At 68.1% G+C, this 23,075-nt stretch carries 20 protein-coding genes, 1 other RNA gene and 2 pseudogenes; 10 read left to right on the top strand and 13 right to left on the bottom strand.

All coding sequences use genetic code 11. The features are described 5' to 3' along the window. Positions 1–39: 39 nt before the first annotated feature. Both AC1G9C_RS05785 and AC1G9C_RS05790 read right to left on the bottom strand, forming a co-directional pair. Positions 40–291 carry a hypothetical protein gene (locus AC1G9C_RS05785; RefSeq protein ID WP_480409674.1) on the bottom strand — a complete coding sequence of 84 codons (252 nt, stop codon included), beginning with the start codon at positions 289–291 and terminating at the stop codon, positions 40–42. Between the two features lie 4 nt (positions 292–295). Then, positions 296–1,495 (bottom strand): CaiB/BaiF CoA transferase family protein, encoded by a 1,200-nt coding sequence (locus AC1G9C_RS05790; protein WP_480409675.1) that lies wholly within the window; start codon positions 1,493–1,495, stop codon positions 296–298. Between the two features lie 132 nt (positions 1,496–1,627). Here AC1G9C_RS05790 and AC1G9C_RS05795 point away from each other — a divergent pair, with 132 nt between their 5' ends. Further along, entirely contained in the window at positions 1,628–2,170 is a 543-nt protein-coding gene (locus AC1G9C_RS05795; RefSeq protein ID WP_480409676.1) for a YaeQ family protein, read from the top strand. 22 nt (positions 2,171–2,192) lie between these two features. On the opposite strand, the gene AC1G9C_RS05800 is transcribed toward AC1G9C_RS05795, so the two are convergent. Both AC1G9C_RS05800 and pxpB read right to left on the bottom strand, forming a co-directional pair. Next, positions 2,193–3,110 carry a 5-oxoprolinase subunit C family protein gene (locus tag AC1G9C_RS05800; protein ID WP_122108798.1) on the bottom strand — a complete coding sequence of 306 codons (918 nt, stop codon included), beginning with the start codon at positions 3,108–3,110 and terminating at the stop codon, positions 2,193–2,195. Beyond that, the gene (gene pxpB / locus AC1G9C_RS05805) at positions 3,107–3,811 is read right to left on the bottom strand and encodes a 5-oxoprolinase subunit PxpB (RefSeq protein WP_480409677.1); all 705 of its coding nucleotides are present in this window, start codon (positions 3,809–3,811) and stop codon (positions 3,107–3,109) included. The genes AC1G9C_RS05800 and pxpB overlap by 4 nt, the downstream gene beginning before the upstream one ends. A gap of 299 nt (positions 3,812–4,110) precedes the next feature. Here pxpB and recJ point away from each other — a divergent pair, with 299 nt between their 5' ends. After that, entirely contained in the window at positions 4,111–5,820 is a 1,710-nt protein-coding gene (recJ, locus tag AC1G9C_RS05810; protein WP_480409678.1) for a single-stranded-DNA-specific exonuclease RecJ, read from the top strand. A 29-nt stretch (positions 5,821–5,849) separates the two neighbouring features. Further along, positions 5,850–6,273, top strand: a pseudogene (locus tag AC1G9C_RS05815) (nucleoside deaminase). Positions 6,274–6,313: 40 nt separating this feature from the next. Here AC1G9C_RS05815 and AC1G9C_RS05820 read toward each other — a convergent pair. The 8 genes and pseudogenes from AC1G9C_RS05820 to AC1G9C_RS05855 all read right to left on the bottom strand — a co-directional run. Further along, positions 6,314–6,790, bottom strand: a complete 477-nt coding sequence (locus AC1G9C_RS05820) for an ester cyclase (protein WP_480409679.1) — start codon at positions 6,788–6,790, stop codon at positions 6,314–6,316. A gap of 47 nt (positions 6,791–6,837) precedes the next feature. Continuing rightward, the gene (locus AC1G9C_RS05825) at positions 6,838–8,262 is read right to left on the bottom strand and encodes a gamma-aminobutyraldehyde dehydrogenase (RefSeq protein WP_480409680.1); all 1,425 of its coding nucleotides are present in this window, start codon (positions 8,260–8,262) and stop codon (positions 6,838–6,840) included. A gap of 99 nt (positions 8,263–8,361) precedes the next feature. Continuing rightward, positions 8,362–9,168 (bottom strand): ABC transporter permease, encoded by an 807-nt coding sequence (locus tag AC1G9C_RS05830; protein ID WP_021443129.1) that lies wholly within the window; start codon positions 9,166–9,168, stop codon positions 8,362–8,364. After that, complete coding sequence (locus AC1G9C_RS05835; protein ID WP_480409681.1) at positions 9,158–10,102, bottom strand: ABC transporter permease; 945 nt, start codon at positions 10,100–10,102, stop codon at positions 9,158–9,160. Before AC1G9C_RS05835 ends, AC1G9C_RS05830 begins: the two co-directional genes overlap by 11 nt. A 1-nt stretch (position 10,103) precedes the next feature. Beyond that, positions 10,104–11,138 carry an ABC transporter ATP-binding protein gene (locus AC1G9C_RS05840; RefSeq protein WP_480409682.1) on the bottom strand — a complete coding sequence of 345 codons (1,035 nt, stop codon included), beginning with the start codon at positions 11,136–11,138 and terminating at the stop codon, positions 10,104–10,106. Positions 11,139–11,260: 122 nt separating this feature from the next. Then, a non-coding RNA gene (locus tag AC1G9C_RS05845) (sX9 sRNA) lies at positions 11,261–11,336 on the bottom strand. 119 nt (positions 11,337–11,455) lie between these two features. Then, the gene (gene ydcS / locus AC1G9C_RS05850) at positions 11,456–12,607 is read right to left on the bottom strand and encodes a putative ABC transporter substrate-binding protein YdcS (protein WP_480409683.1); all 1,152 of its coding nucleotides are present in this window, start codon (positions 12,605–12,607) and stop codon (positions 11,456–11,458) included. Between the two features lie 103 nt (positions 12,608–12,710). After that, positions 12,711–13,148, bottom strand: a pseudogene (locus AC1G9C_RS05855) (LysR family transcriptional regulator); the annotation flags it as partial. Between the two features lie 183 nt (positions 13,149–13,331). Between AC1G9C_RS05855 and AC1G9C_RS05860 the strand changes: the two are divergent. Continuing rightward, positions 13,332–14,081: a tellurite resistance TerB family protein gene (locus AC1G9C_RS05860; RefSeq protein WP_021446409.1), complete on the top strand. Its 750-nt coding sequence runs from the start codon at positions 13,332–13,334 to the stop codon at positions 14,079–14,081. 104 nt (positions 14,082–14,185) lie between these two features. Then, a complete protein-coding gene (locus AC1G9C_RS05865) occupies positions 14,186–15,841 on the top strand; it encodes a GMC family oxidoreductase (RefSeq protein WP_480409684.1) in 1,656 nt (551 codons plus the stop codon). Here the strand turns inward: AC1G9C_RS05865 and AC1G9C_RS05870 are convergent. After that, the gene (locus tag AC1G9C_RS05870) at positions 15,831–17,477 is read right to left on the bottom strand and encodes a sensor domain-containing diguanylate cyclase (protein ID WP_480409685.1); all 1,647 of its coding nucleotides are present in this window, start codon (positions 17,475–17,477) and stop codon (positions 15,831–15,833) included. The genes AC1G9C_RS05865 and AC1G9C_RS05870 overlap by 11 nt on opposite strands. A 167-nt stretch (positions 17,478–17,644) precedes the next feature. Between AC1G9C_RS05870 and prfB the strand changes: the two genes are divergently transcribed. The 5 genes from prfB to AC1G9C_RS05895 all read left to right on the top strand — a co-directional run bounded on the left by prfB (position 17,645) and on the right by AC1G9C_RS05895 (position 23,055). After that, a protein-coding gene (gene prfB, locus AC1G9C_RS05875; RefSeq protein WP_156350974.1) for a peptide chain release factor 2 occupies positions 17,645–18,740 on the top strand; the annotation gives its coding sequence in 2 pieces (ribosomal slippage) (positions 17,645–17,716 and positions 17,718–18,740; 1,095 coding nt in all). 46 nt (positions 18,741–18,786) lie between these two features. After that, positions 18,787–20,304, top strand: a complete 1,518-nt coding sequence (gene lysS, locus AC1G9C_RS05880) for a lysine--tRNA ligase (protein ID WP_021446413.1) — start codon at positions 18,787–18,789, stop codon at positions 20,302–20,304. 144 nt (positions 20,305–20,448) lie between these two features. Then, entirely contained in the window at positions 20,449–21,162 is a 714-nt protein-coding gene (locus tag AC1G9C_RS05885; protein ID WP_021446414.1) for a TetR/AcrR family transcriptional regulator, read from the top strand. 43 nt (positions 21,163–21,205) lie between these two features. Further along, positions 21,206–21,757 carry a hypothetical protein gene (locus tag AC1G9C_RS05890; protein ID WP_021446415.1) on the top strand — a complete coding sequence of 184 codons (552 nt, stop codon included), beginning with the start codon at positions 21,206–21,208 and terminating at the stop codon, positions 21,755–21,757. Between the two features lie 8 nt (positions 21,758–21,765). After that, positions 21,766–23,055, top strand: a complete 1,290-nt coding sequence (locus tag AC1G9C_RS05895) for a flavohemoglobin expression-modulating QEGLA motif protein (RefSeq protein WP_021446416.1) — start codon at positions 21,766–21,768, stop codon at positions 23,053–23,055. Positions 23,056–23,075: the final 20 nt, after the last annotated feature.

The following is a 23,075-nucleotide window of genomic DNA, read 5'->3' on the forward strand; positions in this document are numbered from 1 at the left end:
CCAACCCGAGCGCAGCGATCCCCGGGGTCGATGGCCGAGTCAGCCGCCGAAGATCAGTGCCAGCAGTGCGCTCAGGCCGATCAGCACCAGCCAGATCAGGGCGTTGAGCCTGCTGGCGAGGAGGATGGCCGGCCCGCGCGGGCGAATCGGCGGATTCTCTTCCAGATACAGATCAACGCGCCGGGTCGCCTCTTCCTCGCTCAGGCGCTGACGCAGGCGCAGCAGCTCGATGGCCGCCTCGCGCTGCTCCAGGCGCAGCAGGCGGCGTACCTCCTCCGGCAGCTCGTCCACGGCCTCAGATCGCGCCCGAATCGCGCAGCGCGACGATCTGCGCGGCGTCGTAGCCCAGGCTGGCGAGCACCTGGTCGTTGTGCTCGCCCAGTGCCGGGCCGGTCCATTCCACCGAGCCGGGGGTGTCGGACAGCTTGGGCACTATGCCGGGCATCTTGAACGCCTTGCCGTCGGGGAGCTTGGCCGAAAGGAACATCTCGCGGGCGAGAAACTGCGGGTCGTCGAGCATGTCCGCCGCCGAGTAGATGCGGCTGGCCGGCACCTCGGCGCGCTTGAGCAGTGCTTCCACCTCGCTCAACGGCAGGCTCGCCGCCCAGCGGTCGATCACCCCGTACAGCTCGTCGCGCCGCGCATCGCGCCCGGCGTTGTCGGCCAGGTCCGGGGCCTCGGCCAGATCGGCACGGTCGATGGCGCGCATAAAACGCTGGAAGATCGCATCGCCGTTGGCGCCGATCTGGATATGCCGGCCGTCGGCGCAGGTGTGGATGGAGGAGGGGGTGATGCCGGGCATGATATTGCCGCTGCGCTCGCGCACGAAGCCGAACACGTCGAACTCCGGCACCATCGACTCCATCATGACGAACACCGCCTCGTACAGCGCCACGTCCACCACCTGGCCGCTGCCGCCGTTGACCTCGCGTTGGCGCAGCGCCATCAGCGCGCCGATCACGCCCCACAGCGCGGCGATGGAGTCGCCGATGCTGATGCCGGTGCGCACCGGCGGGCGGTCCTCGAAGCCGGTGATATAGCGCAGCCCGCCCATGGACTCGCCGACTGCGCCAAAGCCCGGCTGATCCTTCAGCGGCCCGCTCTGGCCGAAGCCGGACAGGCGCACCATCACCAGCTTGGGGTTCAGCGCGTGCAGCACGTCCCAGCCCAGGCCGAGCTTCTCCAGCACGCCGGGGCGGAAGTTCTCGATCAGGATATCGGCGTCCGCCAGCAGCTTGCGTAATACCTCGCGGCCGGCTTCGTGCTTGAGGTTAAGGGTGATCGAGCGCTTATTGCGCGCCTGCACGAACCACCACAGCGAGGTGCCCTCGTAGAGCTTGCGCCACTTGCGCAGCGGGTCGCCACCATCGGGCGATTCCACCTTGATCACCTCGGCGCCGAACTCGGCGCAGATGCGCGCGGCGAAGGGGCCGGCGATCAGACTGCCGAGTTCGATCACTTTCAGGCCGGCGAGGGGTTTGCTGGGCGCGCTCATGGTGGCTCCTGTGGCTGCAATGCCTGCAAGCCTATTGCATTGGCGGTGGCCTGGCCACGGGCGCATCGCTAGGGCACGGGCCGACAGATCAGGGTAGACTTGCCGCCTTTACGACCAGCCAAGAAGCCCGCCATGGCCCTGCCATCGACCACCTACAAGATCGACCTGAACCTCACCGACATGGACCGCAGCGTCTACGAGAGCCTGCGTTTCACCGTCGCCCGGCACCCTTCGGAGACCGAGGAGCGCCTGGCCGCGCGGCTGATCGCCTATGTGCTGTTCTATCACGAGCAGTTGGCCTTCGGCCGCGGTCTGTCGGACGTCGACGAGCCGGCGCTGTGGGAGAAGAGCCTGGACGGCCGCGTGCTGCATTGGATCGAGGTCGGCCAGCCGGACAGCGAGCGCATCACCTGGTGCTCGCGGCGTACCGAGAAGTTCAGCCTGGTGGCCTACGGCAATCTGCGCGTGTGGCAGAGCAAGGAACTGGACCCGGTGCGCAGCCTGAAGAACATCAACGTGGTCGCCCTCGGCCAGGAGGCCTTGGCCGACCTGGCGCTGGACCTGCCGCGCTCGCTGTCCTGGAGCCTGATGATCAGCGACGGCGAGCTGTTCGTCACCGACGAGCGCGGCCAGCACGAGATTCCCCTGGAGTGGCTGGCCGGCGAGCGCGGCTGAGGCGGCTTGCGGGAGCGGTGGCTCAGGCGCACCACTGCGCCAGTATGCGACGCTGCTGACGCTGCGCCTCGTCGAGGGCGATGGGTCGCAGGCGCACCCGGCTGCCGGGCAGGCATTGCGCCAGACGCGCCACCGCCAGCGGGGTGAGGGCGCCCAGGCGCGGGTAGCCGCCGATGGTCTGGCGGTCGTTGAGCAGGACGATGGGCTGGCCGTCGCTGGGCACCTGGATCGCTCCCAGCGGCACGCCCTCGGACACCATCGACCGGCGCGCGCACTGCAGCACGGGGCCGCTCAGACGGATGCCCATGCGGTCGGCGCGCTGGTCGACCCGCCATTCGAGGTTGAACGCATCGAACAGGCTCTGCCCGCTGAAGTCGCCGATCTGCGCGCCGAGGATCACCGGCAGCAGGGCATCGCCGTCGAACCGGGCGATCTGCGCGGCGGCCAGGGCGCGTGGCGCCGGCGCCGGGCCCTGCCACTGCAGGCAGTCGCCGGCCGTCAGCGGGCGGCCGTCGCCCTGCAGGCCGCCGAGCGCTTCGCGGCGCACCGTGGCGCAACTGCCCAGCACCGCTTCGGCGCGAAAGCCGCCGGGCGCCGCCAGGTAGGCGCGCACGCCCTGGCGCGGCTGGGCAAAGCGCAGGCGCTGGCCCTGGCCGATGCGGAAGCTGCGCCCAGGCGCCAGCGCCTGGCCGTCGAGGCTGGCGCCGAGGTCGGCGCCGGTCAGCGCCAGGCAGCTGTCGCGCTCGGCGAGCAGCTCGAAATTACCCAGGACGATCTCCACCACCGGCGCCGCCAGCGGGTTGCCCAGCAGCCAGTTGGCCCAGTGGTGCGAGCACCAGTCGGCGCTGCCGCCCTGGGTCACGCCGAGGTGGCGCACGCCGAAGCGGCCGCCGTCCTGCAGGCTGGCGAGGGCGCCGCTGCGTTCGATCAACAGGCTCATGGCGTCTCCTCGAAGGGGCTGTCGTCGCCGCCCAGGCGCACGAACTCGTCGCGCTCGATCGCCACGAAACGCACCCGGTCGCCCGGGCGCAGCAGGCTGTAGCCGTCCAGCCGGCGGTCGAACAGTTGGCTCGGGCTGCGCCCGATAAGGTTCCAGCCGCCGGGTGAAACCAGTGGGTAGATCGCGGTCTGGCGGTCGGCGATGCCCAGGCTGCCGGCCGCCACGCGCTGGCGCGGGGTGCTCAGGCGCGGGCTGGCCAGGCATTCGTCGACCAGCCCCATGAAGGCGAAGCCGGGGGCGAAACCCAGGGCGAATACCTGGTAGCTGTGTGCACTGTGGCGCTCGATCACGCCGCCGATGCCCAGCCCGCTGCGCTGGCCGAGCAGCGCCAGCTCGGGGCCGACGCTGGGGTGGTACCACACCGGAATGTGCAGCTCGCGACCGTTGGTATCGGCCTGCGGAGAGAGGTTTTCGAAGGCCTGGGCTATCCGCGCACGGGCCTGGCGGTCGTCCAGCTGCTGCAGGTCGTAGTGCAGCAGCAGGGTGGTGTAGGAGGGCACCAGGTCCACCAGCGCCGGGCCGAAGGCGGCGCGCAGCCGTTCGCCGGCGGCCAGCAGCCAGGGCATGTTGCTTTCCTCGATCCGCTCGAACAGGCGCAGGATCAGGCAGTCGATGCCGACCACCTCGATGCGCGGGATCATGGCCGCAGGCTCCGCGTCCCCGGGGCGGTGGGCGGCGAGCTCGGCAACGGGGAAGGGGCGCTGCATCGGTGTCCTCTGGCGGCCTGCCTGGGCCTTGGGGCCGGCGTATGGAAAGGTCGCCTTCATTCTGGGAGAGGCCAGCCGCCGCTCGCAAGCCGTGGCCGGGCTGCTTTGCTGTATGCTTGCCGACTCGCGGCCCGGGCGGCCGGACGCAGGGGCCGTGCCCAGCGCCGCCGCTTGGCCTTGACCCCGTTGCCTGCGCCCACTATGGCGCGCGCCGCCATGCCGGAATCCGATTGATGCGCATCGACCTTCGCCCGCTGCCCGTGCAACTGCCCGACCTGGGCAACCTGCCGCCGCTGCTGACCCGCCTCTATGCCGCTCGCGGCGTGCAGTCCGCCGAGGAGCTGGACAAGGGCCTGGCGCGGTTGATCCCCTATCAGCAGCTCAAGGGCATCGAGGCGGCGGTGCAGTTGCTGGTCGAGGCGCTGGAGCAGCGCCAGCGCATCCTCATCGTCGGCGACTTCGATGCCGACGGTGCCACCGCCAGCTCGGTCGGCGTGCTCGGCCTGCGCCTGCTCGGCGCCGCGCATGTCGATTACCTGGTGCCGAACCGCTTCGAATACGGCTACGGCCTGACCCCGGAAATCGTCGCGGTGGCGCTGCAGCGCCAGCCCGACCTGCTGCTCACCGTGGACAACGGCATCTCCAGCGTCGACGGCGTCGCTGCGGCCAAGACCGCCGGGCTCAAGGTGCTGGTCACCGACCACCATCTGCCGGGCCCGGAACTGCCGGCGGCCGATGCCATCGTCAATCCCAACCAGCCGGGCTGCGACTTCCCGAGCAAGGCCATGGCCGGCGTCGGGGTGATGTTCTACGTGCTGCTGGCGCTGCGTGCGCGCCTGCGCGAGCTGGGCTGGTTCGCCAGCCGCGCCGAGCCGAACCTGGGCGAGCTGCTCGACCTGGTGGCGCTGGGCAGCGTCGCCGACGTGGTGCCGCTGGATGCCAACAACCGCATTCTGGTGCACCAGGGCCTGGCGCGCATTCGTGCCGGGCGGGCGCGACCTGGGCTGCGGGCGATCCTCGAAGTCGCCGGGCGCGACCATCGGCGCATCACCTCCACTGACCTCGGCTTCATCCTCGGCCCGCGGCTAAATGCGGCAGGGCGCCTGGACGACATGAGCCTGGGCATCGAATGCCTGCTCTGTGACGACGAGGCGCTGGCCCGCGACATGGCGGTGCAGCTCGATCAGCTCAACCAGGACCGCAAGGCCATCGAGCAGGGCATGCAGCGCGAGGCGCTGGCCCAGCTCAAGGACTTGCCGCTGCAGGACATGCCGTTCGGCCTGTGCCTGTTCGAGGCCGACTGGCACCAGGGGGTGATCGGCATCCTCGCCTCGCGCCTGAAGGAGCGTTACCACCGCCCGGCCATCGCCTTCGCCGATGCCGGCGACGGCCTGCTCAAGGGCTCGGCGCGCTCGGTGCCGGGGCTGCATATCCGCGATGCGCTGGACGCCGTGGCGGCCAAACACCCGGGGCTGATCAGCAAGTTCGGCGGGCATGCCATGGCCGCCGGCCTGTCGCTGCCGCAGGAAAATTTCGGCGCCTTCGCCGCCGCCTTCGACGCCGAGGTGCGCCGCCAGCTCAGCGAGGACGACCTGACCGGGCGCCTGCTCTCCGACGGCCAGCTCGACGCCACCGAGTTCCACCTGGAGCTGGCTCGCGCCCTGCGCAATGCCGGGCCCTGGGGCCAGCATTTCCCCGAGCCGCTGTTTCATGGCGTGTTCCAGATCGTCCAGCAACGCATCGTCGGCGAACGTCACCTCAAGCTGGTGCTCAAGACCGAATGCGGCAGCGTGCAGCTCGACGGCATCGCCTTCAACATCGACCGCGAGGTCTGGCCCAACCCGACGCTGCGCTGGGCCGAGCTGGCCTACAAGCTCGACCTCAACGAGTTCCGCGGCAACGAGAGCGTGCAGCTGCTGGTGGCGCATATCGCCCCACGCTGAGGCGCCGCCCAGGGGGGAGCTTCGACGAGATGGACCCCTTCATGCACGCCACCCTCGACGAGGCCCGCCTGGGCCTGGCCGAGGGTGGCATTCCCATCGGCTCGGTGATAGTGCATGACGGCCGCATCATCGGCCGCGGCCATAATCGCCGGGTGCAGCAGGGCAGCGTCATCCGCCACGGCGAGATGGATGCCTTCGAGAATGCCGGCCGGTAGCCGGCCCGCATCTACCGCGAGGCGGTGCTCTACACCACCCTGTCGCCTTGCGTTATGTGCAGCGGCGCCATCCTCGCGGGTGGTGATCGGCGAGAACCGCACCTTCCTCGGCGAGGAGGCGCTGCTGCGTGAGCGCGGCGTGCAGCTGGACGTGCTGCAGGACGCCGATTGCGTACGGCTGATGGAGAACTTCATCGCCGCCCGTGCCGAGCTGTGGCACGAGGATATCGGCGAGTAGTGGGTGAGACGGCGCCCGCCGGCCGGGCGCCGCAGCGGTTTTACCAACCCAGTTGCTTGTTGAAACCCAGGGCATCGTAGTAGTCGCCCTGGTAGACGATCTTGCCGTCCTTGATGCGGATGAAGCTGACACCCTCGAAGCTCAGCGGTTTGCCGGTGGCCTTGGTCTCGGCGCTCCAGTCGCCGCTGTTGGTACCACTGAACTTCCACTGGAAGGCGATGCCGTCGGCGCCGACGATGGGCGCGCTGGTCATCTCCCATTTGAGGTCCGGCACCGCGCCGATGAACACCTTGATCACGTTGTCGCGGGCGGCGGCCTTGCCGTTCTGCGGAGTGCCGACGGTGGCGTCGAAATACACCGCGTCCTCGGCCAGGAAGGTCGCGGCCCGGTCGGCGTCGTGGGCGTTCCAGGCGGCCATGTAGCCGTCGACTATGGCCTTGGCGTCGTCGGCCGCCTGGGCCAGGCCGGCGAGGGTGCCGAGGGCGAGGAAAGCGATGCTGCGCAGTGCGGTTTTCATTGTCGTTGCTCCAGCTGATTTTCGGATGGGAAATATCGGCGCTCAGATCAGTGCTTGATCATCACGTGGCGGAGGGCGGTGTAGTCCTCCAGCCCGTACATGGACATGTCCTTGCCGTAGCCGGAGAGCTTGAGGCCGCCATGGGGCATCTCGCTGACCAGCATGAAGTGGGTGTTGACCCAGGTGCAGCCGTACTGCAGGCGCGCCGACAGGCGATGGGCGCGGCCGACGTCGCGGGTCCACACCGAGCTGGCCAGGCCGTAGTCGGAGGCGTTGGCCCAGGCCAGGGCCTGCGCCTCGTCGTCGAACGGGGTGACCGAGACCACCGGGCCGAACACTTCGCGGCAGACGATTTCGTCGCTCTGTTTGGCGCCGGCCAGCACCGTGGGCAGGAAGAAGAAACCGTTGCCGGCCGCGGCCTTGCCGCCGGTGACCACCTCGATGTGCGACTGCGCGCTGGCGCGTTCGACGAAACCGGCCACGCGCTGGCGGTGCACCTCGGTGATCAGCGGGCCGAGCTCGGTGCTGGCGTCGTCCTGCAGGCCGTGCTTGATCGAACCGACTGCGGCGCCGAGGGCGGCGACGAACTTCTCGTAGACGCCTTTCTGCGCATAGATGCGGCAGGCGGCGGTGCAGTCCTGCCCGGCGTTGTAGAAGCCGAAGGTGCGGATGCCCTCCACGGCGGCGTCGATGTCGGCGTCGTCGAAGATGATCACCGGGGCCTTGCCGCCTAGCTCCATGTGCATGCGCTTCACCGAGGCGGCGGTGCTGGCGATGATGTTGGCGCCGGTGGGGATGGAGCCGGTCAGCGACACCATGCGCACCTTGGGGTGGGTGACCAGCGGTTCGCCGACGCTGGCGCCACGGCCGAAGACGATGTTGACCACGCCGGCCGGGAAGATCCCGGCGATCAGCTGGCCCAGGCGCAGGGCGGTCAGCGGGGTCTGCTCGGAAGGCTTGAGCACCACGCAGTTGCCGGCGGCCAGGGCCGGGGCCAGCTTCCAGGCGGCCATCATCAGCGGGTAGTTCCAGGGTGCGATGGAGGCGACCACGCCGATCGGGTCGCGGCGGATCATCGAGGTGTGGCCGGGCAGGTATTCGCCGGCGGCGGAACCCTGCAGGCAGCGCGCGGCGCCGGCGAAGAAGCGGAACACGTCGGCGATGGCCGGTAGCTCGTCGCCCCGCGCGGCGGCGTAGGGCTTGCCGCAGTTCTGCGACTCCAGGCGGGCCAGTTCGTCGGCATTGGCGTCGATGGCGTCGGCCAGGGCCAGGAGCAGGGCCGAGCGCTGGCCCGGGGTGGTCTGCGACCAGGCGTCGAAGGCGGCGTCGGCGGCGCGCACGGCGGCGTCGATCTGCTCGGCGCTGGCCTCGGGAATCTGTACCAGGGTGCTGCCCAGCGAGGGGTTGAGCACGGGTTGGGCGGCGCCCAGGCCGGCGACCAGTTCGCCGTTGATCAGCAGTTTGGTTTGCATCGCTAGAACCTCGCTATCGGGTTTGCATGAATGAGCGGGGAGGGCGTCTGGCCCTCTCCCCCGGCCCCTCTCCCGCAAGCGGGCGAGGGGAGGAACGTCTTACTTGCCGCTGCCGGCCACGCCCTCGCCACCCTTGGTCAGGTAGTAGGCGGCGAGGATCGGCAGCATGGTCACCAGCATCACCAGCATGGCGACCACGTTGGTCACCGGTACGTCGCGCGGGCGCGACAGCTGGTTGAGCAGCCAGATCGGTAGGGTCTTCTCGTGGCCGGCGGTGAAGGTGGTGACGATGATCTCGTCGAAGGACAGGGCGAAGGCCAGCATGCCGCCGGCCAGCAGGGCCGAGCCGAGGTTGGGCAGGACGATGTAGCGGAAGGTCTGCCAGCCGTCGGCGCCCAGGTCCATGCTGGCCTCGATCAGGCTGTAGCTGGTGCGGCGGAAGCGGGCGATGACGTTGTTGTAGACGATCACCACGCAGAAGGTGGCGTGGCCGATGACGATGGTCAGCAGGCCCGGCTCGATGCCGAAGGTCTTGAACGCCGAGAGCAGGGCGATGCCGGTGACGATGCCGGGCAGGGCGATCGGCAGGATCAGCAGCAGCGACACGCTCTCCTTGCCGAAGAAGTCGCGCCGCCACAGCGCCGCCGCGGCCAGGGTGCCGAGGAGCATGGCGATCAGCGTGGCGATGGCCGCCACCTTGAGCGACAGCACTATGGCTTCGAGCACGTCGGCGCGGGCGAAGGCCACGCTGAACCAGTCCAGGGTCAGGCCCTTGGGCGGGAAGCTGAAGCCGGCGCTCTCGGTGTTGAAGGCGTAGAGGAAGATGATCAGGATCGGGAAGTGCAGGAACACCAGCCCGCCCCAGGCGGCCAGCTTCAGGCCGAGGGAAGCTTGCTCAGAGTGCATCGAAGGCCCCCAGACGCTTGACGATGGACAGGTAGACGGCGATCAGCACGATCGGCACCAGGGTGAAGGCGGCGGCCATCGGCATGTTGCCGATCGCACCCTGCTGGGCGTAGACCATGCTGCCGATGAAGTAGCCGGGCGGCCCCACCAGCTGCGGCACGATGTAGTCGCCGAGGGTCAGGCTGAAGGTGAAGATCGAGCCGGCGGCGATGCCCGGGATCGACAGCGGCAGGATCACCTGCATGAAGGTCTGCCGCGGCCTGGCGCCGAGATCCGCCGAGGCCTGCAGCAGCGACGGCGGCAGGCGTTCCAGTGACGCCTGGATCGGCAGGATCATGAACGGCAGCCAGATGTAGACGAACACCAGGAAGCGCCCCAGATGCGAGGTGGACAGGGTGTTGCCGCCGACACCGGGGATGCCGAGGATGAACTCCAGCACGGGCTGCAGGTGCAGCGCCTGGACGAACCACATGGCCACGCCGCCCTTGGCCAGCAGCAGGGTCCAGGCGTAGGCCTTGACGATGTAGCTGGCCCACATCGGCAGCATCACCGCGATGTAGAAGAAGGCCTTGGTCTTGCCGTCGGTATAGCGCGCCATGTAGTAGGCGATGGGGAAGGCCAGCAGTCCGGCGGCCAGCGACACCGCCACGGCCATCGTCAGGGTGCGCAGGATGATGTCGAAGTTGGCGGCCTGGAACAGGGCCTTGAAGTTGGCCAGCGTGAGGTCGGGGGTGACCGTCATGCTGAAGTCGTCGAAGGTGTAGAAGCCCTGCCACAGCAGGGTCAGCAGCGAGCCCAGGTAGATCGCGCCGAACCACAGCAGCGGCGGGATCAGCAGCAGCGCCAGGTACAGCGTCGGCTTGCGGTAGAGCAGGCTGGACAGCCGGCGCAGCGGTCCGCCGCCGTCCGCCTGCAGGGCGAGGGCCTGGTTCATCTCAGGCCTCCTCGCGCAGGGCGACCATGGCCGCGCGGGCCCAGCGCGCGGTGACGCGCTGGCCCGGCTGGCAGGGCGCATCGCCGACGCCCCACTGGTTGTTGGCCTGGCTGACGGCGAAGTTCTGCCCGTTGTCCAGCTGCAGCTCGTAGCGGGTGGCGGCGCCCAGGTACTGGATGTCGTGCAGCAGGCCGCTGATCTCCACCTCGTCGCTGGCCGGCAGGCTGCTGCCAGTGGCCACCAGGCGTACATGCTCCGGGCGGATCGACAGCGGGCGCGGCGAGCCGCCGATGCGTGCGGCCAGTTCGCCCTTGAGCACGTTGCTGGTGCCGACGAACTCGGCGACGAAGGCGCTGGCCGGGCTCATGTACAGGTTGCGCGGGGTGTCGACCTGCTCGATGCGGCCCTTGTTGAACACCGCCACCCGGTCGGACATGGACAGCGCCTCGCCCTGGTCGTGGGTGACGAAGATGAAGGTGATGCCGAGCTGGCGCTGCAGCTTCTTCAGCTCGCTCTGCATCTGCTCGCGCAGTTTGAGGTCGAGCGCGCCCAGCGGCTCGTCGAGCAGCAGCACGCGCGGACGATTGACCAGGGCGCGGGCCAGGGCCACGCGCTGGCGCTGGCCGCCGGACAGCTGCGCCGGCTTGCGCACGCCGTAGCCACCGAGGGCGACCAGGGCCAAGGCCTCCTCGGCGCGAGCCAGGCGTTCGGCCTTGGCTACGCCCTTGACCTTGAGGCCGTAGGCGACGTTCTCCAGCACGTTCATGTGCGGGAACAGGGCGTAGTCCTGGAACACCGTGTTGACGTCGCGCTGGTAGGGCGGCAGCCCGGCGGCCTCGGCGCCGTGGATGCGGATGGAGCCGGCGCTGGGCTGCTCGAAGCCGGCGATCAGGCGCAGGCAGGTGGTCTTGCCCGAGCCGGAGGGGCCGAGCATGGAAAAGAATTCGCCGTCCCGGATGTCGATGGACACCCGGTCGACGGCCTTGACCTCGCCGAACACGCGGGACACATCGGTGAATTGCACTGCAAGGGTCATCTCGAGCACTCCAGGAGGAAAGCCACCCCACCACTGCCCAGTCCGATCTGCCGACCCGAGATGGGAGAGTCGGTGGTGGGTACAACGGTGAAGCTGTGCCAAGGCATCAGGGATTCGAAAATCGCTCTGGCAGCGTCGCGAGCGGGCCTCAGCCGCGCCCGGCCAGCGCGAAGGAACCGCAACGTACTTGGAGTACGTGAGGCTGGCTCGCGCTGCTCGCCCTTCGGGCCGCCTGGGCAGGCGTCCAGTGACCGTTCGGCCACTGTCAGAGCACTGCCCGGGCGCGGATCAGGCCTGCGCAGCCGCCAGGACGGTTTTCAACGGCCGCCCATGATGGCGATGTAGTCCTGGGTCCAGCGGCTGTAGGGCACGTACTTGCCACCCTCGGCCTGCGGGGTCTTCCAGAAGGCGATCTTGTCGAAGTTGTCGAAGCCGTTGGTCTTGCAGCCTTCGTCGGTCAGCAGGGCGTTGCCCTTGCAGGCTGCCGGCACTGCCGGGTTGGAGCCGAACCAGGCGGCCAGGTCGCCCTGCAGCTTGGGTTCCAGTGACCAGTTCATCCAGGCATAGGCGCAGTTGGGGTTCTTGGCCTCGGCATGCAGCATGGTGGTGTCGGCCCAGCCGGTGGCACCCTCGGCCGGCACGGTCGAGGCAATCGGCTGCTTTTCCATCTGCAGGGCGTTGACCTGGTAGCCCCAGGCGCTGGAGGCGACCACGCCCTCGTTCTTGAAGTCGTTCATCTGCACGGTGACGTCGTGCCAGTAGCGGTGGGTCAGGGCGTGCTGCTGGCGCAGCAGTTGCAGCGTGGCGGCGTACTGCTCCTCGTTGAGCAGGTAGGGGTCGCTGATGCCCAGCTCCGGCTTGTGCGCCTTCAGGTAGAGGGCGGCGTCGGCGATGTAGATGGGGCCGTCGTAGGCCTGCACGCGGCCCTTGTTGGATTTGCCGTCGGCCAGGGTCATTTCCTCGAACACCACCTTCCAGCTGGTCGGCGCCTCCTTGAAGGCCTGGGTGCTGTACATCAGCACGTTCGGGCCCCACTGGTAGGGGGTGCCGTAGTGCTGCCCATCCACCACATGCCAGGGGGCGTTCTTCAGGCGCTCGTCGACATTCTTCCAGTTGGGGATCAGGTCGATGTTCACCGGCTGCACGCGCTTGCCGGCGATCAGGCGCAGGGAGGCGTCGCCCGAGGCGGTGACCAGGTCGTAGCCGCCCTTGGCCATCAGGCTGACCATCTCGTCGGAGGTGGCGGCGGTCTTGACGTTGACCTTGCAGCCGCTGGCCTTCTCGAACTGGGTCACCCAGTCGTAGTTCTTGTCGGTCTCGCCGCGCTCGATGTAGCCGGGCCAGGCGATGATGTTGAGCTGACCCTCGGCCTGGCCCAGGGTCTTGAGCGGTTCGGCGGCCTGCACGGCGCCTGCGGCGAGCAGGGCGGTGGCGAGAGCGCTGAGCACTGCGGTTTTCGGCGCGGACATTGGGATTCCCTCTTCTTGTGGACTGTTACTGGGGCAGCAAAATGTCGGCGATACCGCTGCCGAACAGGGTATTCATTCAGTCTAGTTGTTGTCCGTGGGGTGTCATGATGTGGCGGTCTTCCAGGTTGGACAGGATCAGCACGCCGACGTCGATCTCGCCGCTGACCAGCAGGTGTTCGATGTGGGGGCGCTCGTCCTCCATCATGCGGGTCCGCACGTTGGGCTAGGCGCGCTGGAAACGGGTGATCAGGTCGGCCAGGTAGTAACCGGCGACCTGGTCGGTACTCTGCTGCAGGATGCGCTTGGCGTTGTCCGCGGTGGCCAGGCTCAGGTGCGCCTGCCGCAGGCACTGGTGGCCCCGGTGGGTCGGGCTCATGCCCCAGGCGTGGCGGTTGAACAGGCTGACGCTGATCTCTTCCGCCAGCTGCTGGATGGCCAGGGTCAGGGTCGACTGGGAGATGAACACCGCCTGGGCGGCGGCGCAGATCGCGCCGGTTTCGGCGACGGCGATGAAGTGGCGGATCTGGCGCGGGGTCAGCATGACGGGCTATCCGGGGGCAGGCTGTCAGGGTTATGGTTCATCGAAAATGGATAAAGCCGTTTTTTAACCGAACGAAAAGGGCTTTGCCTGGCGCCTGCAATATTCGGAAGCACAGCCCACGCCCCGCCCGGCAAGTCGCGGGGCTAGAATCGGGTCACTTTCCGCCCCTGAAGGAGGGCTCAGATGAACACTCGTGGACTGCTCGACCAGTTGCTCAAATCCGGCCAGGACCTGCTGCAGCAGAAGTCCGGCTCATCGTCGTCCGGCGGCCTGGGTGGATTGCTCGGCGGCATTGCAGGTGGCGCGAGTAGCGGTGGCAAGGGTGGTGGTGACCTCGGCACGCTGCTCAAGGGCGCCGGCGGTGGCGCCCTGGCGGCCGGTGCGCTGGGCCTGCTGCTGGGCAACAAGAGCGCGCGCAAGGTCGGCAGCAAGGCCATCACCTACGGCGGCCTGGCCGCTCTCGGGGTGATCGCCTACAAGGCCTATGGCAACTGGCAGGAGCAGCAGCGCGCGGCCAATGCGCGGCCGGTCGCCGAGCCGCAGACGGTGGATCGCCTGCCGGCGCCACAGGCCGAACTGCACAGCCAGGCGATCCTCAAGGCGCTGGTGGCGGCGGCCAAGGCCGATGGTCACGTGGATGCCAGGGAGCGCCAGCTGATCGAGGAGCAGATCGGTGCCCTGGCGGGTGATCCCGAGCTGCTGCGCTGGCTGGATGCCGAGCTGAACAAGCCGCTCGACCCGGCCGAGGTGGCGCGCGCCGCCAGCACCCCGGAGATGGCCGCGGAGATGTATATCGCCAGCGTGCTGATGGTGGACGAGGAGCACTTTATGGAACGCGCCTACCTCGAGGAGCTGTCCCGCCAGCTCAAGCTCGATCCGGCGCTCAAGCGCGAGCTGGAAGCCCAGGTGCGGGTCGAACTGAGCGCGGTCTGAGTCGGGGCGCCGGGCGGGGCTATCAGACCAAAAGATCATTCATCCTCGCACCCGGCCTGTTCTAGGCTGGTGGCCAATGACCAGAACGACACGCGAGGATGCCCATGTCGCCAGCGCCCCTGGATGCCTATGACTACCTGATCGTCGGCGCCGGTCCTGCCGGCTGCCTGCTGGCCAACCGCCTGTCCGCCGACCCCGGCGTCAGCGTGCTGCTGATCGAGGCCGGTGGGCGCGACAACCACCCCTGGATCCATATTCCGGTCGGCTACCTCTACTGCATCGGCAACCCGCGCACCGACTGGTGCTACAGCACCGAGGCCGAGCCAGGCCTGCACGGCCGCGCGCTGAAGTACCCGCGCGGGCGGGTGCTCGGCGGCAGCTCGTCGATCAACGGCATGATCTACATGCGTGGCCAGGCCGCCGACTACGACGCCTGGGCCGCGGCGGGCAATTCTGGCTGGGCCTGGCGCGACGTGCTGCCGCTGTTCAAACGCACGGAAAACCACTTCGCCGGCGCCAGCGCGCTGCACGGCGGTGCCGGCGAGTGGCGGGTCGAGCGCCAGCGGCTGTCTTGGGAGATCCTCGAGGCCTTCCGGGAAGCCGCGGCGCAGAGCGGTATCGCCAGCGTCGAGGACTTCAACGGCGGCGACAACGAGGGCTGTAGCTACTTCCAGGTCAACCAGCGGCGCGGCGTGCGCTGGAATGCGTCCAAGGCCTTCCTGCGCGGTATCCGCCAGCGCGCCAATCTGCAGGTGCTGACCGGTGCCGAGGTCGAGCGCCTGGAACTGGCCGAGGGACGGGCCCGCACCCTGCAGCTGCGCTGGCAGGGGCGCACGCTCGGCGTGGCGGCGCGTCGCGAGATCGTCCTGTGCGCCGGCGCGATCGGCACCCCGGCGCTGCTGCAGCGCTCGGGCATCGGCCCCAGGCCCCTGCTCGAACGCTTGGGCATCGGCCTGCGCCATGAGCTGCCCGGGGTCGGCGCGAACCTGCAGGATCACCTGCAGCTGCGCCTGATCTACCGGGTCAACGGCGTAAAGACCCTCAACCGCATCGCCGCCAGCCCCTGGGGCAAGCTGGGCATGGGCCTGGAGTACCTGCTCAAGCGCAGCGGGCCGCTGGCAATGGCGCCCAGCCAGCTCGGCGCCTTCGCCAAATCCGACCCCGGCCAGGCCCGCGCCAACCTGCAGTACCACGTGCAGCCGCTGTCGCTGGAGCGTTTCGGCGAGCCGTTGCACGATTTCCCGGCCTTCACCGCTTCGGTGTGCAACCTGCGTCCGCACAGCCGCGGGCGCATCGAGATCGCCGCGGCGGAGGCCGGCGTCGCGCCGTCGATCCGGCCCAACTACCTGAGCGACGAACGCGACCTGCAGGTGGCGGCTGACGCCATCCGCCTCACCCGGCGCATCGTCGCCGCGCCGGCGCTGGCGCCCTATGGCCCGCAGGAATACAAACCGGGGCCGGATTATCGCAGCGAGGACGATCTGCGGCGGGCGGCGGGGGAGATCGGCACCACCATCTTCCACCCGGTGGGCACCTGCGCCATGGGCCAGGGCCGCGACGCGGTGGTCGACGCCCGCCTGCGCGTGCACGGCATCGCCGGGCTGCGCGTCGCCGATGCCTCGATCATGCCGAGCATCGTCTCCGGCAACACCTGCTCGCCGGTGCTGATGATCGCCGAGAAGGCCGCAACGCTGATCGCCGAGGACGCGCGGCGGCCGGCGCTGGCCGCGTCGCCTCGGGTGGTCGCGGTTACGGGCTGAGCGCAGCCGCCTGACGCTGGAATTCGGCGCGATTGCGCCCGCCCTGCTTGGCCCGGTACAGCGCCTGGTCGGCCAGTTGCAGGGCCTGGTCCAGCTCGGCGTGATCCAGCGGCCAGATGGCGCCGCCGATGCTGCAGCCGATGGCGACGCGCCCGACTTCCAGCAGCACCGGCTGGCCGAGCGCGGCGATGGCCCGCTCGGCGACCAGGCTGGCCTGCTGCAGCGCCTCCTGGCCGGGCACCTGCAGCACCATGAGGAACTCGTCGCCGCCCAGGCGCGCCACCATGTCGCCGTCGCGCAGGCAATGGCGCAGGCGCTGGGCGATTTCGCGCAGCAGGTGGTCGCCGGCGGCGTGGCCGAAGCTGTCGTTGATCGGCTTGAAACCGTCCAGGTCGAGATACAGCAGGGCCAGGCAGCCCTGTTGCAGGCGCGCGCGCTGCTGCGCCTGGGGCAGGAATTTCTCCAGCGCCATGCGATTGGGCAGGCCGGTGAGGACGTCGTGGTGGGCCAGGGTCTCCATGGCGCCGAGGGCGGTCTGCTGCTGGGTCAGGCTTTCCACCAGGTGGCGGATCGACTGGCTCAGCTGCTCGATCTCGCGGCTGCCGCGCAGGTCGGGGATCTCGGTGATCTCGCCGGCGCTGAGGCGGTCGGCGGCGTCGGCGATCTGCCGCAGCGGACGGATGAAATAGCCGCTGAGCAGCCAGCCGAGCACGGCGAACAGCAGGGCCAGGCCGCTGCCCCACAGCAGGATACTGAACAACAGGCGGCGCGCCGGGGCGTAGGCCTGCTCCAGCGGCTGGCGCGCCACCACGGTCCAGCCCAGGCCGGGGTAGTCGTGATAGCCCTGGCTCAGGGTCAGGCCGGTGAGGTAGTCGACGCCGTCCGGCCACTGCTGCACCGTCCACTGGCTGTTGCCCGGGGCCAGCTCGTCCAGCGTCGGCAGGTGCAGGCGCTGGCCGATCATCGCCCGCGGGCCGAGGAGGATGTCGCGGTCCCGGCCGATGACGAAGAACTCGACGTTGCGGCGATCCTGCATGGGCCCGAGGATCGACTGGCGCACCTCGTCGGCCCAGCCCCAGGACAGGTGGCAGGCCAGCACGCCGCTCAGGCCGCCGTCGCCGGCCAGCACCGGCAGGCTGATGTCGACGAACTTCATCGCCTCGCCGCTGGGGTTGGGCAGCAACTTGGCCAGCAGCAGCGCCTCGTGCACGTCACCGATGAACAGGCCCTGGCGACCCTCCAGATACACCGGGCGCTGGGCGATGCTGGCGCCCTCCAGCACGCCATTGCTGGAGGCCTGCACGTTGCCCTGTGGGTCGGTGAAGCCGATCCAGGCGATGCTGGGTATTTCCTGCTGCAGGCTGTCGAGCAGGCGCCGTACCTCGCCGATATCGTCCGGCTGGCGCAGCGCCTGCAGGTTGCCCAGCACCCGCAGCACGGCGGCGCGGGCGGCCATATCGCGATCCAGGCGGTCGACCATGACGTAGGACAGCTCCGCCAGGTCGCGGCCGACCTCGTTGCGCAGTTGTTCGCTGCTGTACTGGCCGATCAGGGTGCCCAGCAGCCAGCTGAGGGCGCCGACCAGGAGGGCGATAAGGAGGGCGATACGGCTGCGCAGGCTGTGCGATGCGGGCATGACGGGGGATTTCCAGGGGGCGGCCACTGCTGTCGGCTGTTGCCCAAGTATAGTGCGCCGTTGATCCAGAACGCTGTGATCGGTTGCCGATGATGGGCTGCCAGGGCGCATGCGCTCGGGTATAATCGCCGGCTTTTCCGTCCGATTTGCCGCGAGCGCCGACTACCATGGAAATCAATCCGATCCTCAACGCCATCAAGGACCTGTCCGAGCGGACCCAGAGCATTCGGGGGTATCTTTGACTACGATCACAAGCATGATCGTCTGGTCGAAGTAAACCGCGAGCTGGAAGACGCCAGCGTCTGGAACAACCCCGAGTACGCGCAGAACCTGGGCCGTGAGCGCGCCATGCTGGCGCAGATCGTCGAGACCATCGACGACCTCACCGGCAGCCTGGCCGATTCCAAGGATCTGCTGGAAATGGCCGCCGAAGAGAACGACGAAGGCGCGGTGAACGACATCGTCGCCGAAGTCGAACGCCTGCGCGACATCCTCGAGAAGCTGGAATTCCGCCGCATGTTCAGCGGCGAGATGGACCCCAACAACTGCTACCTGGATATCCAGGCCGGTTCCGGCGGCACCGAAGCGCAGGACTGGGCCAATATCCTGCTGCGCATGTACCTGCGCTGGGCCGACAAGCGCGGCTTCGATGCCACCATCATCGAGTTGTCCGAGGGCGAAGTCGCCGGCATCAAGGGCGCCACCGTGCACATCAAGGGCGAGTACGCCTTCGGCTGGCTGCGTACCGAGATCGGCGTGCACCGCCTGGTGCGCAAGAGCCCGTTCGACTCCGGCGCCCGTCGCCACACCTCGTTCTCGGCGGTGTTCGTCTCGCCCGAGATCGACGACAAGGTCGAGATCGAGATCAACCCGGCCGACCTGCGCATCGACACCTACCGCTCCTCCGGCGCCGGCGGTCAGCACGTCAACACCACCGACTCGGCGGTGCGTATCACCCACGTGCCGACCAACACCGTGGTGGCCTGCCAGAACGAGCGTTCCCAGCACGCCAACAAGGACACCGCCATGAAGATGCTGCGGGCCAAGTTGTACGAGCTGGAGATGATGAAGCGCAACGCCGCGTCCCAGGCCCTGGAAGACTCCAAGTCCGACATCGGCTGGGGCCACCAGATCCGCTCCTACGTGCTCGATGACTCGCGCATCAAGGATCTGCGTACCGGCGTCGAGCGCAGCGACTGCCAGAAGGTCCTCGATGGCGACCTCGACCAGTACCTCGAGGCCAGCCTCAAGCAGGGCCTGTAACCCTCCCAAACCCCATTTGCATTTACGCGTCAGGCAGATAACGACCATGAGCGACCAACAACTCGACCCGCAAAGCCTCTCCCACGAAGAACGGCAGCACGAAGAAAACAAGCTGATTGCCCAGCGCAAGGAAAAGCTGGCTGCCGTCCGTGAGCAGGGCAATGCCTTCCCCAACGATTTCCGCCGCGACAGCCTGTGCGCCGAGCTGCAGAAAGAGTACGCGGAGAAGACCAAGGAAGAGCTGGAAGCGGCCGCCATTCCGGTCAAGGTCGCCGGGCGCATCATGCTCAACCGCGGCGCCTTCATGGTCATCCAGGACACCTCCGGGCGCCTGCAGGTCTACGTCAACCGCAAGACCCTGCCGGCCGAGCAGCTGGACGCGGTCAAGCACTTCGACCTGGGCGACATCATCGCCGCCGAGGGCACCCTGGCCCGTTCCGGCAAGGGCGACCTGTACGTCGACATGCAGAACGTGCGCCTGCTGACCAAGTCGCTGCGCCCGCTGCCGGACAAGCACCACGGCCTGACCGACACCGAGCAGCGCTACCGCCAGCGCTACGTCGATCTGATCGTCAACGAGGAGGTGCGCGACACCTTCCGCGTGCGCTCGCAGGTGATCGGTCATATCCGCCGCTTCCTCAGCGAGCGCGGTTTCCTCGAAGTGGAAACCCCGATGCTGCAGACCATCCCCGGCGGCGCCGCGGCCAAGCCCTTCGAGACCCACCACAATGCCCTGGACATGCAGATGTTCCTGCGCATCGCCCCGGAGCTGTACCTCAAGCGGCTGGTGGTCGGCGGCTTTGAGAAAGTCTTCGAGATCAACCGCAACTTCCGTAACGAAGGCGTCTCCACCCGGCACAACCCCGAGTTCACCATGCTCGAGTTCTACCAGGCCTACGCCGACTACGAAGACAACATGGACCTGACCGAGGAGCTGTTCCGCGAGCTGGCCCTGGCCGTGCTCGGCAGCACCGACGTGCCCTACGGCGACAAGGTGTTCCACTTCGGCGAGCCCTTCGTGCGCCTGTCGGTGTTCGACTCGATCCTCAAGTACAACCCGGAAATTACGGCGGCAGATCTCAACGACATCGACAAGGCTCGCGCCATCGCCAAGCAGGCCGGCGCCAAGGTGCTCGGCTTTGAAGGCCTGGGCAAGCTGCAGGTGATGATTTTCGAGGAGCTGGTCGAGCACAAGCTGGAGCAGCCGCATTTCATCACCCGCTATCCGTTCGAGGTTTCGCCGCTGGCCCGTCGCAGCGACGACGATCCGAGCGTCACCGACCGCTTCGAGCTGTTTATCGGCGGCCGCGAGATCGCCAACGCCTACTCCGAGCTCAACGACGCCGAAGACCAGGCCGCGCGCTTTATGCAGCAGGTGGCCGACAAGGACGCCGGCGACGACGAGGCCATGCACTACGATGCCGACTTCGTCCGCGCCCTGGAGTACGGCATGCCGCCGACCGCCGGCGAAGGCATCGGCATCGACCGCCTGGTGATGCTGCTGACCAACTCGCCGTCGATCCGCGACGTGATCCTCTTCCCGCACATGCGCCCGCAGGCCTGAGGTTCTCGCCACAAGCCGCCTTCGGGCGGCTTTTTGTTGCGCGCGGGCCGCCTGCCTGGCGCCGGCAACTGCGCAATCTTTTGCTTGTCTACCGAACCCATTACTCTGCTATGTCATAACCGGAACGTAGAGGATCGACCTGCCGTGAGCCGTGCGCCTGCCCCCCCGAGTGCCACCCAGGCGGCCAATGCCGTCGCCGAAAGCGTCCAGTACCAGGGCCGCAAGGCCAGTCGTCAGGGCAGCGAGCAGCGCCGCCAGGCGATTCTCGACGCCGCCATGCGCATCATCGTGCGCGACGGCGTGCGCGCCGTGCGCCATCGCGCGGTGGCGGCCGAGGCGCAGGTGCCGCTGTCGGCCACCACCTACTACTTCAAGGACATCGACGACCTCATCACCGACACCTTCGCCCAGTTCGTCGAGCGCAGCGCGGCGCAGATGGCGGCCTTCTGGGACAGTACCCAGGGCCTGCTGGCGAATCTGGTCGGGCGTCTGGACGGCAGCGAGGCGGCGCGCCGGCAGCTGGCCGACGAGATCGCCGCGCTGGCGGTGCAGTACGTGCAGCGCCAGTTGCGCGAACGCCGCGACCACCTGATCGCCGAGCAGGCGTTCCAGCAGGAGGCGCTGCTCAACCCGCGTCTGCGCGACCTGGTGCGCGCCCACCGGCAGATCCTCCAGCAGGGCGTCACCCACTTCTTCGAGGTGCTCGGTTCGCGCCAGCCGGAGCAGGATGCCGTGCTGTTGACGGCCACCATCGTGCGGATGGAGTATCAGGGCCTGCTGGACGGCGTCGAGCATCTGGACAGCGAGGGAATGCTGGCCATCCTTAAACGCTATATGAACCTGGTTCTGGGGTTGTAAACCGTCGGCCACGGGGTCGAACGGTCTTCACAAGGAGAGCGAAATGAAAGCCTGGCGCGCAGTGGTCGCCTTGTCCTTCCTGCTGTTGACTGGTTGCCTGGTCACCTTCAAGGACCCGATTCCGGCCAACGAGGCGGCGCCCATGCCGCTGCTGGGCGAGTGGACCCGTCAGGATGAGTGGGGCGAGCAGCTCTATCTGGAGGTCAGTCGGGCCGGCTCCAACCTGTACAAGGCCCGCATCTACGAGGGCAGCCCGGACAACCTCGACAGCCTCGAGGAATTCGGTTTCACCGTCGCCCACCACGGCCGCCGCTGGTACCTGTCCGCCGGCTTGCCGAAGAGCCTGGGCGCCAACTTCGCCATCGCCGGTTTCGAGCTGACCCGCAGCAACGAGCTGGTGGTATACAACCTGGATACCGAGCGCATCCTCCAGGACATGAGCAAGGGCCTGCTGGAGGGCGAGACGGTAAGCATGCCCGAAGGCGACGGTGCGCTGATCACCAGCTCGCTGGACCAGGTGTTCGCCTACCTCGACGACCCGGCCAACGCCGATCTGTTCGTCGAGGTGGCGCGCTACCAGCGGGCCGGCGACTAGGAATTGCGATGAACAGCCAGCAGAAACTGGACGACTACCAACTGGGCATCCGTGCCCTGAGCGACCGCATCGTCGAGGCGCAGACGCCGATCCGCGTGCTCGATGCGGTGAAGTGGGACGACGGCGTCCGCGACGCCTTCCTCAAGGCCAAGGGCAAGGCCCTGCCGGCGGTGGATCGCGACTATTACCTGGGCCGCCCGCTGGCCTTCGACGCCGCGGCGAAGAAGCTGGAATTTCAGAACATCGAGCGCGACATCACCCGCCAGCTCGGCCAGTTCAACCCGGTCGGGCAGATCATGCGGCGCATGTGCAAGGAATACCGCATGGTCATCCGCATGCTCGAGGCGCGTGGTACCGAGGACTTCGGCCTGATCAGCCAGGAGCTCTACGGCGCCGCCTCCGATGCCTTCCATGCCGGCGACCCGACCCTGGCCGACCTTGGCCTGATGCTCTCGGACTATCTCAACAACATCGCCGCCCGCGGCGACCTCGAGGACGAGCCCAAGCTGCTCGGCGCCACCGATGCGGTGAGCATCCTGCAGCAGCGCCTGGCCGGGGTGTTCGGCGACGACACCATCCGCGTCTTCGAGTCCGACGGCATCCTCGCCGATGCCGCGGCCGGCGCCGACTACATCAAGATCCGCAGCGACGCGCGCTTCAACGAGCGCGACGTCAAGGCGCTGGAGGTGCACGAAGGCCTGGTGCACGTCGGCACCACGCTCAACGGTCTGGCCCAGCCGATCTGCACCTTCCTGGCCAAGGGCCCGCCCTCGTCGACGGTGACCCAGGAGGGCCTGGCGATCCTGATGGAGGTGATCGCCTTCGCCTCCTACCCCACGCGCCTGCGCAAGCTGACCAACCGCACCCGCGCCATCCACATGGCCGAGGAGGGCGCCGATTTCCTCGAGGTGTTCGAGTTCTTCCGCGAGCAGGGCTACGGCCTGGAAGGCGGCTACAGCAACGCCAGCCGGGTGTTCCGCGGCTCCTTGCCGACCGGCCTGCCGTTCACCAAGGACCTGTCCTACCTCAAGGGTTTCATCCTGATCTACAACTACATCCAGCTGGCGGTGCGCAAGGGCAAGCTGGAGCAGATTCCGCTGCTGTTCTGCGGCAAGACCACCCTGGAAGACATGCGCACCCTGCGCAAACTGGTGGACGAGGGCCTGGTGCGGCCGCCCAAGTACCTGCCGCCGCAGTTCCAGGACATGAATGCGCTGTCGGCCTGGATGTGCTTCTCAAACTTCCTCAACCACCTGAGCCTGGATCGCATCGAAGCCGACTACGCGAACATTCTCTGACTTGCGTTGGGTTTCGCTGC

It is taken from the genome of Pseudomonas sp. ABa2 (genome assembly GCF_056676075.1).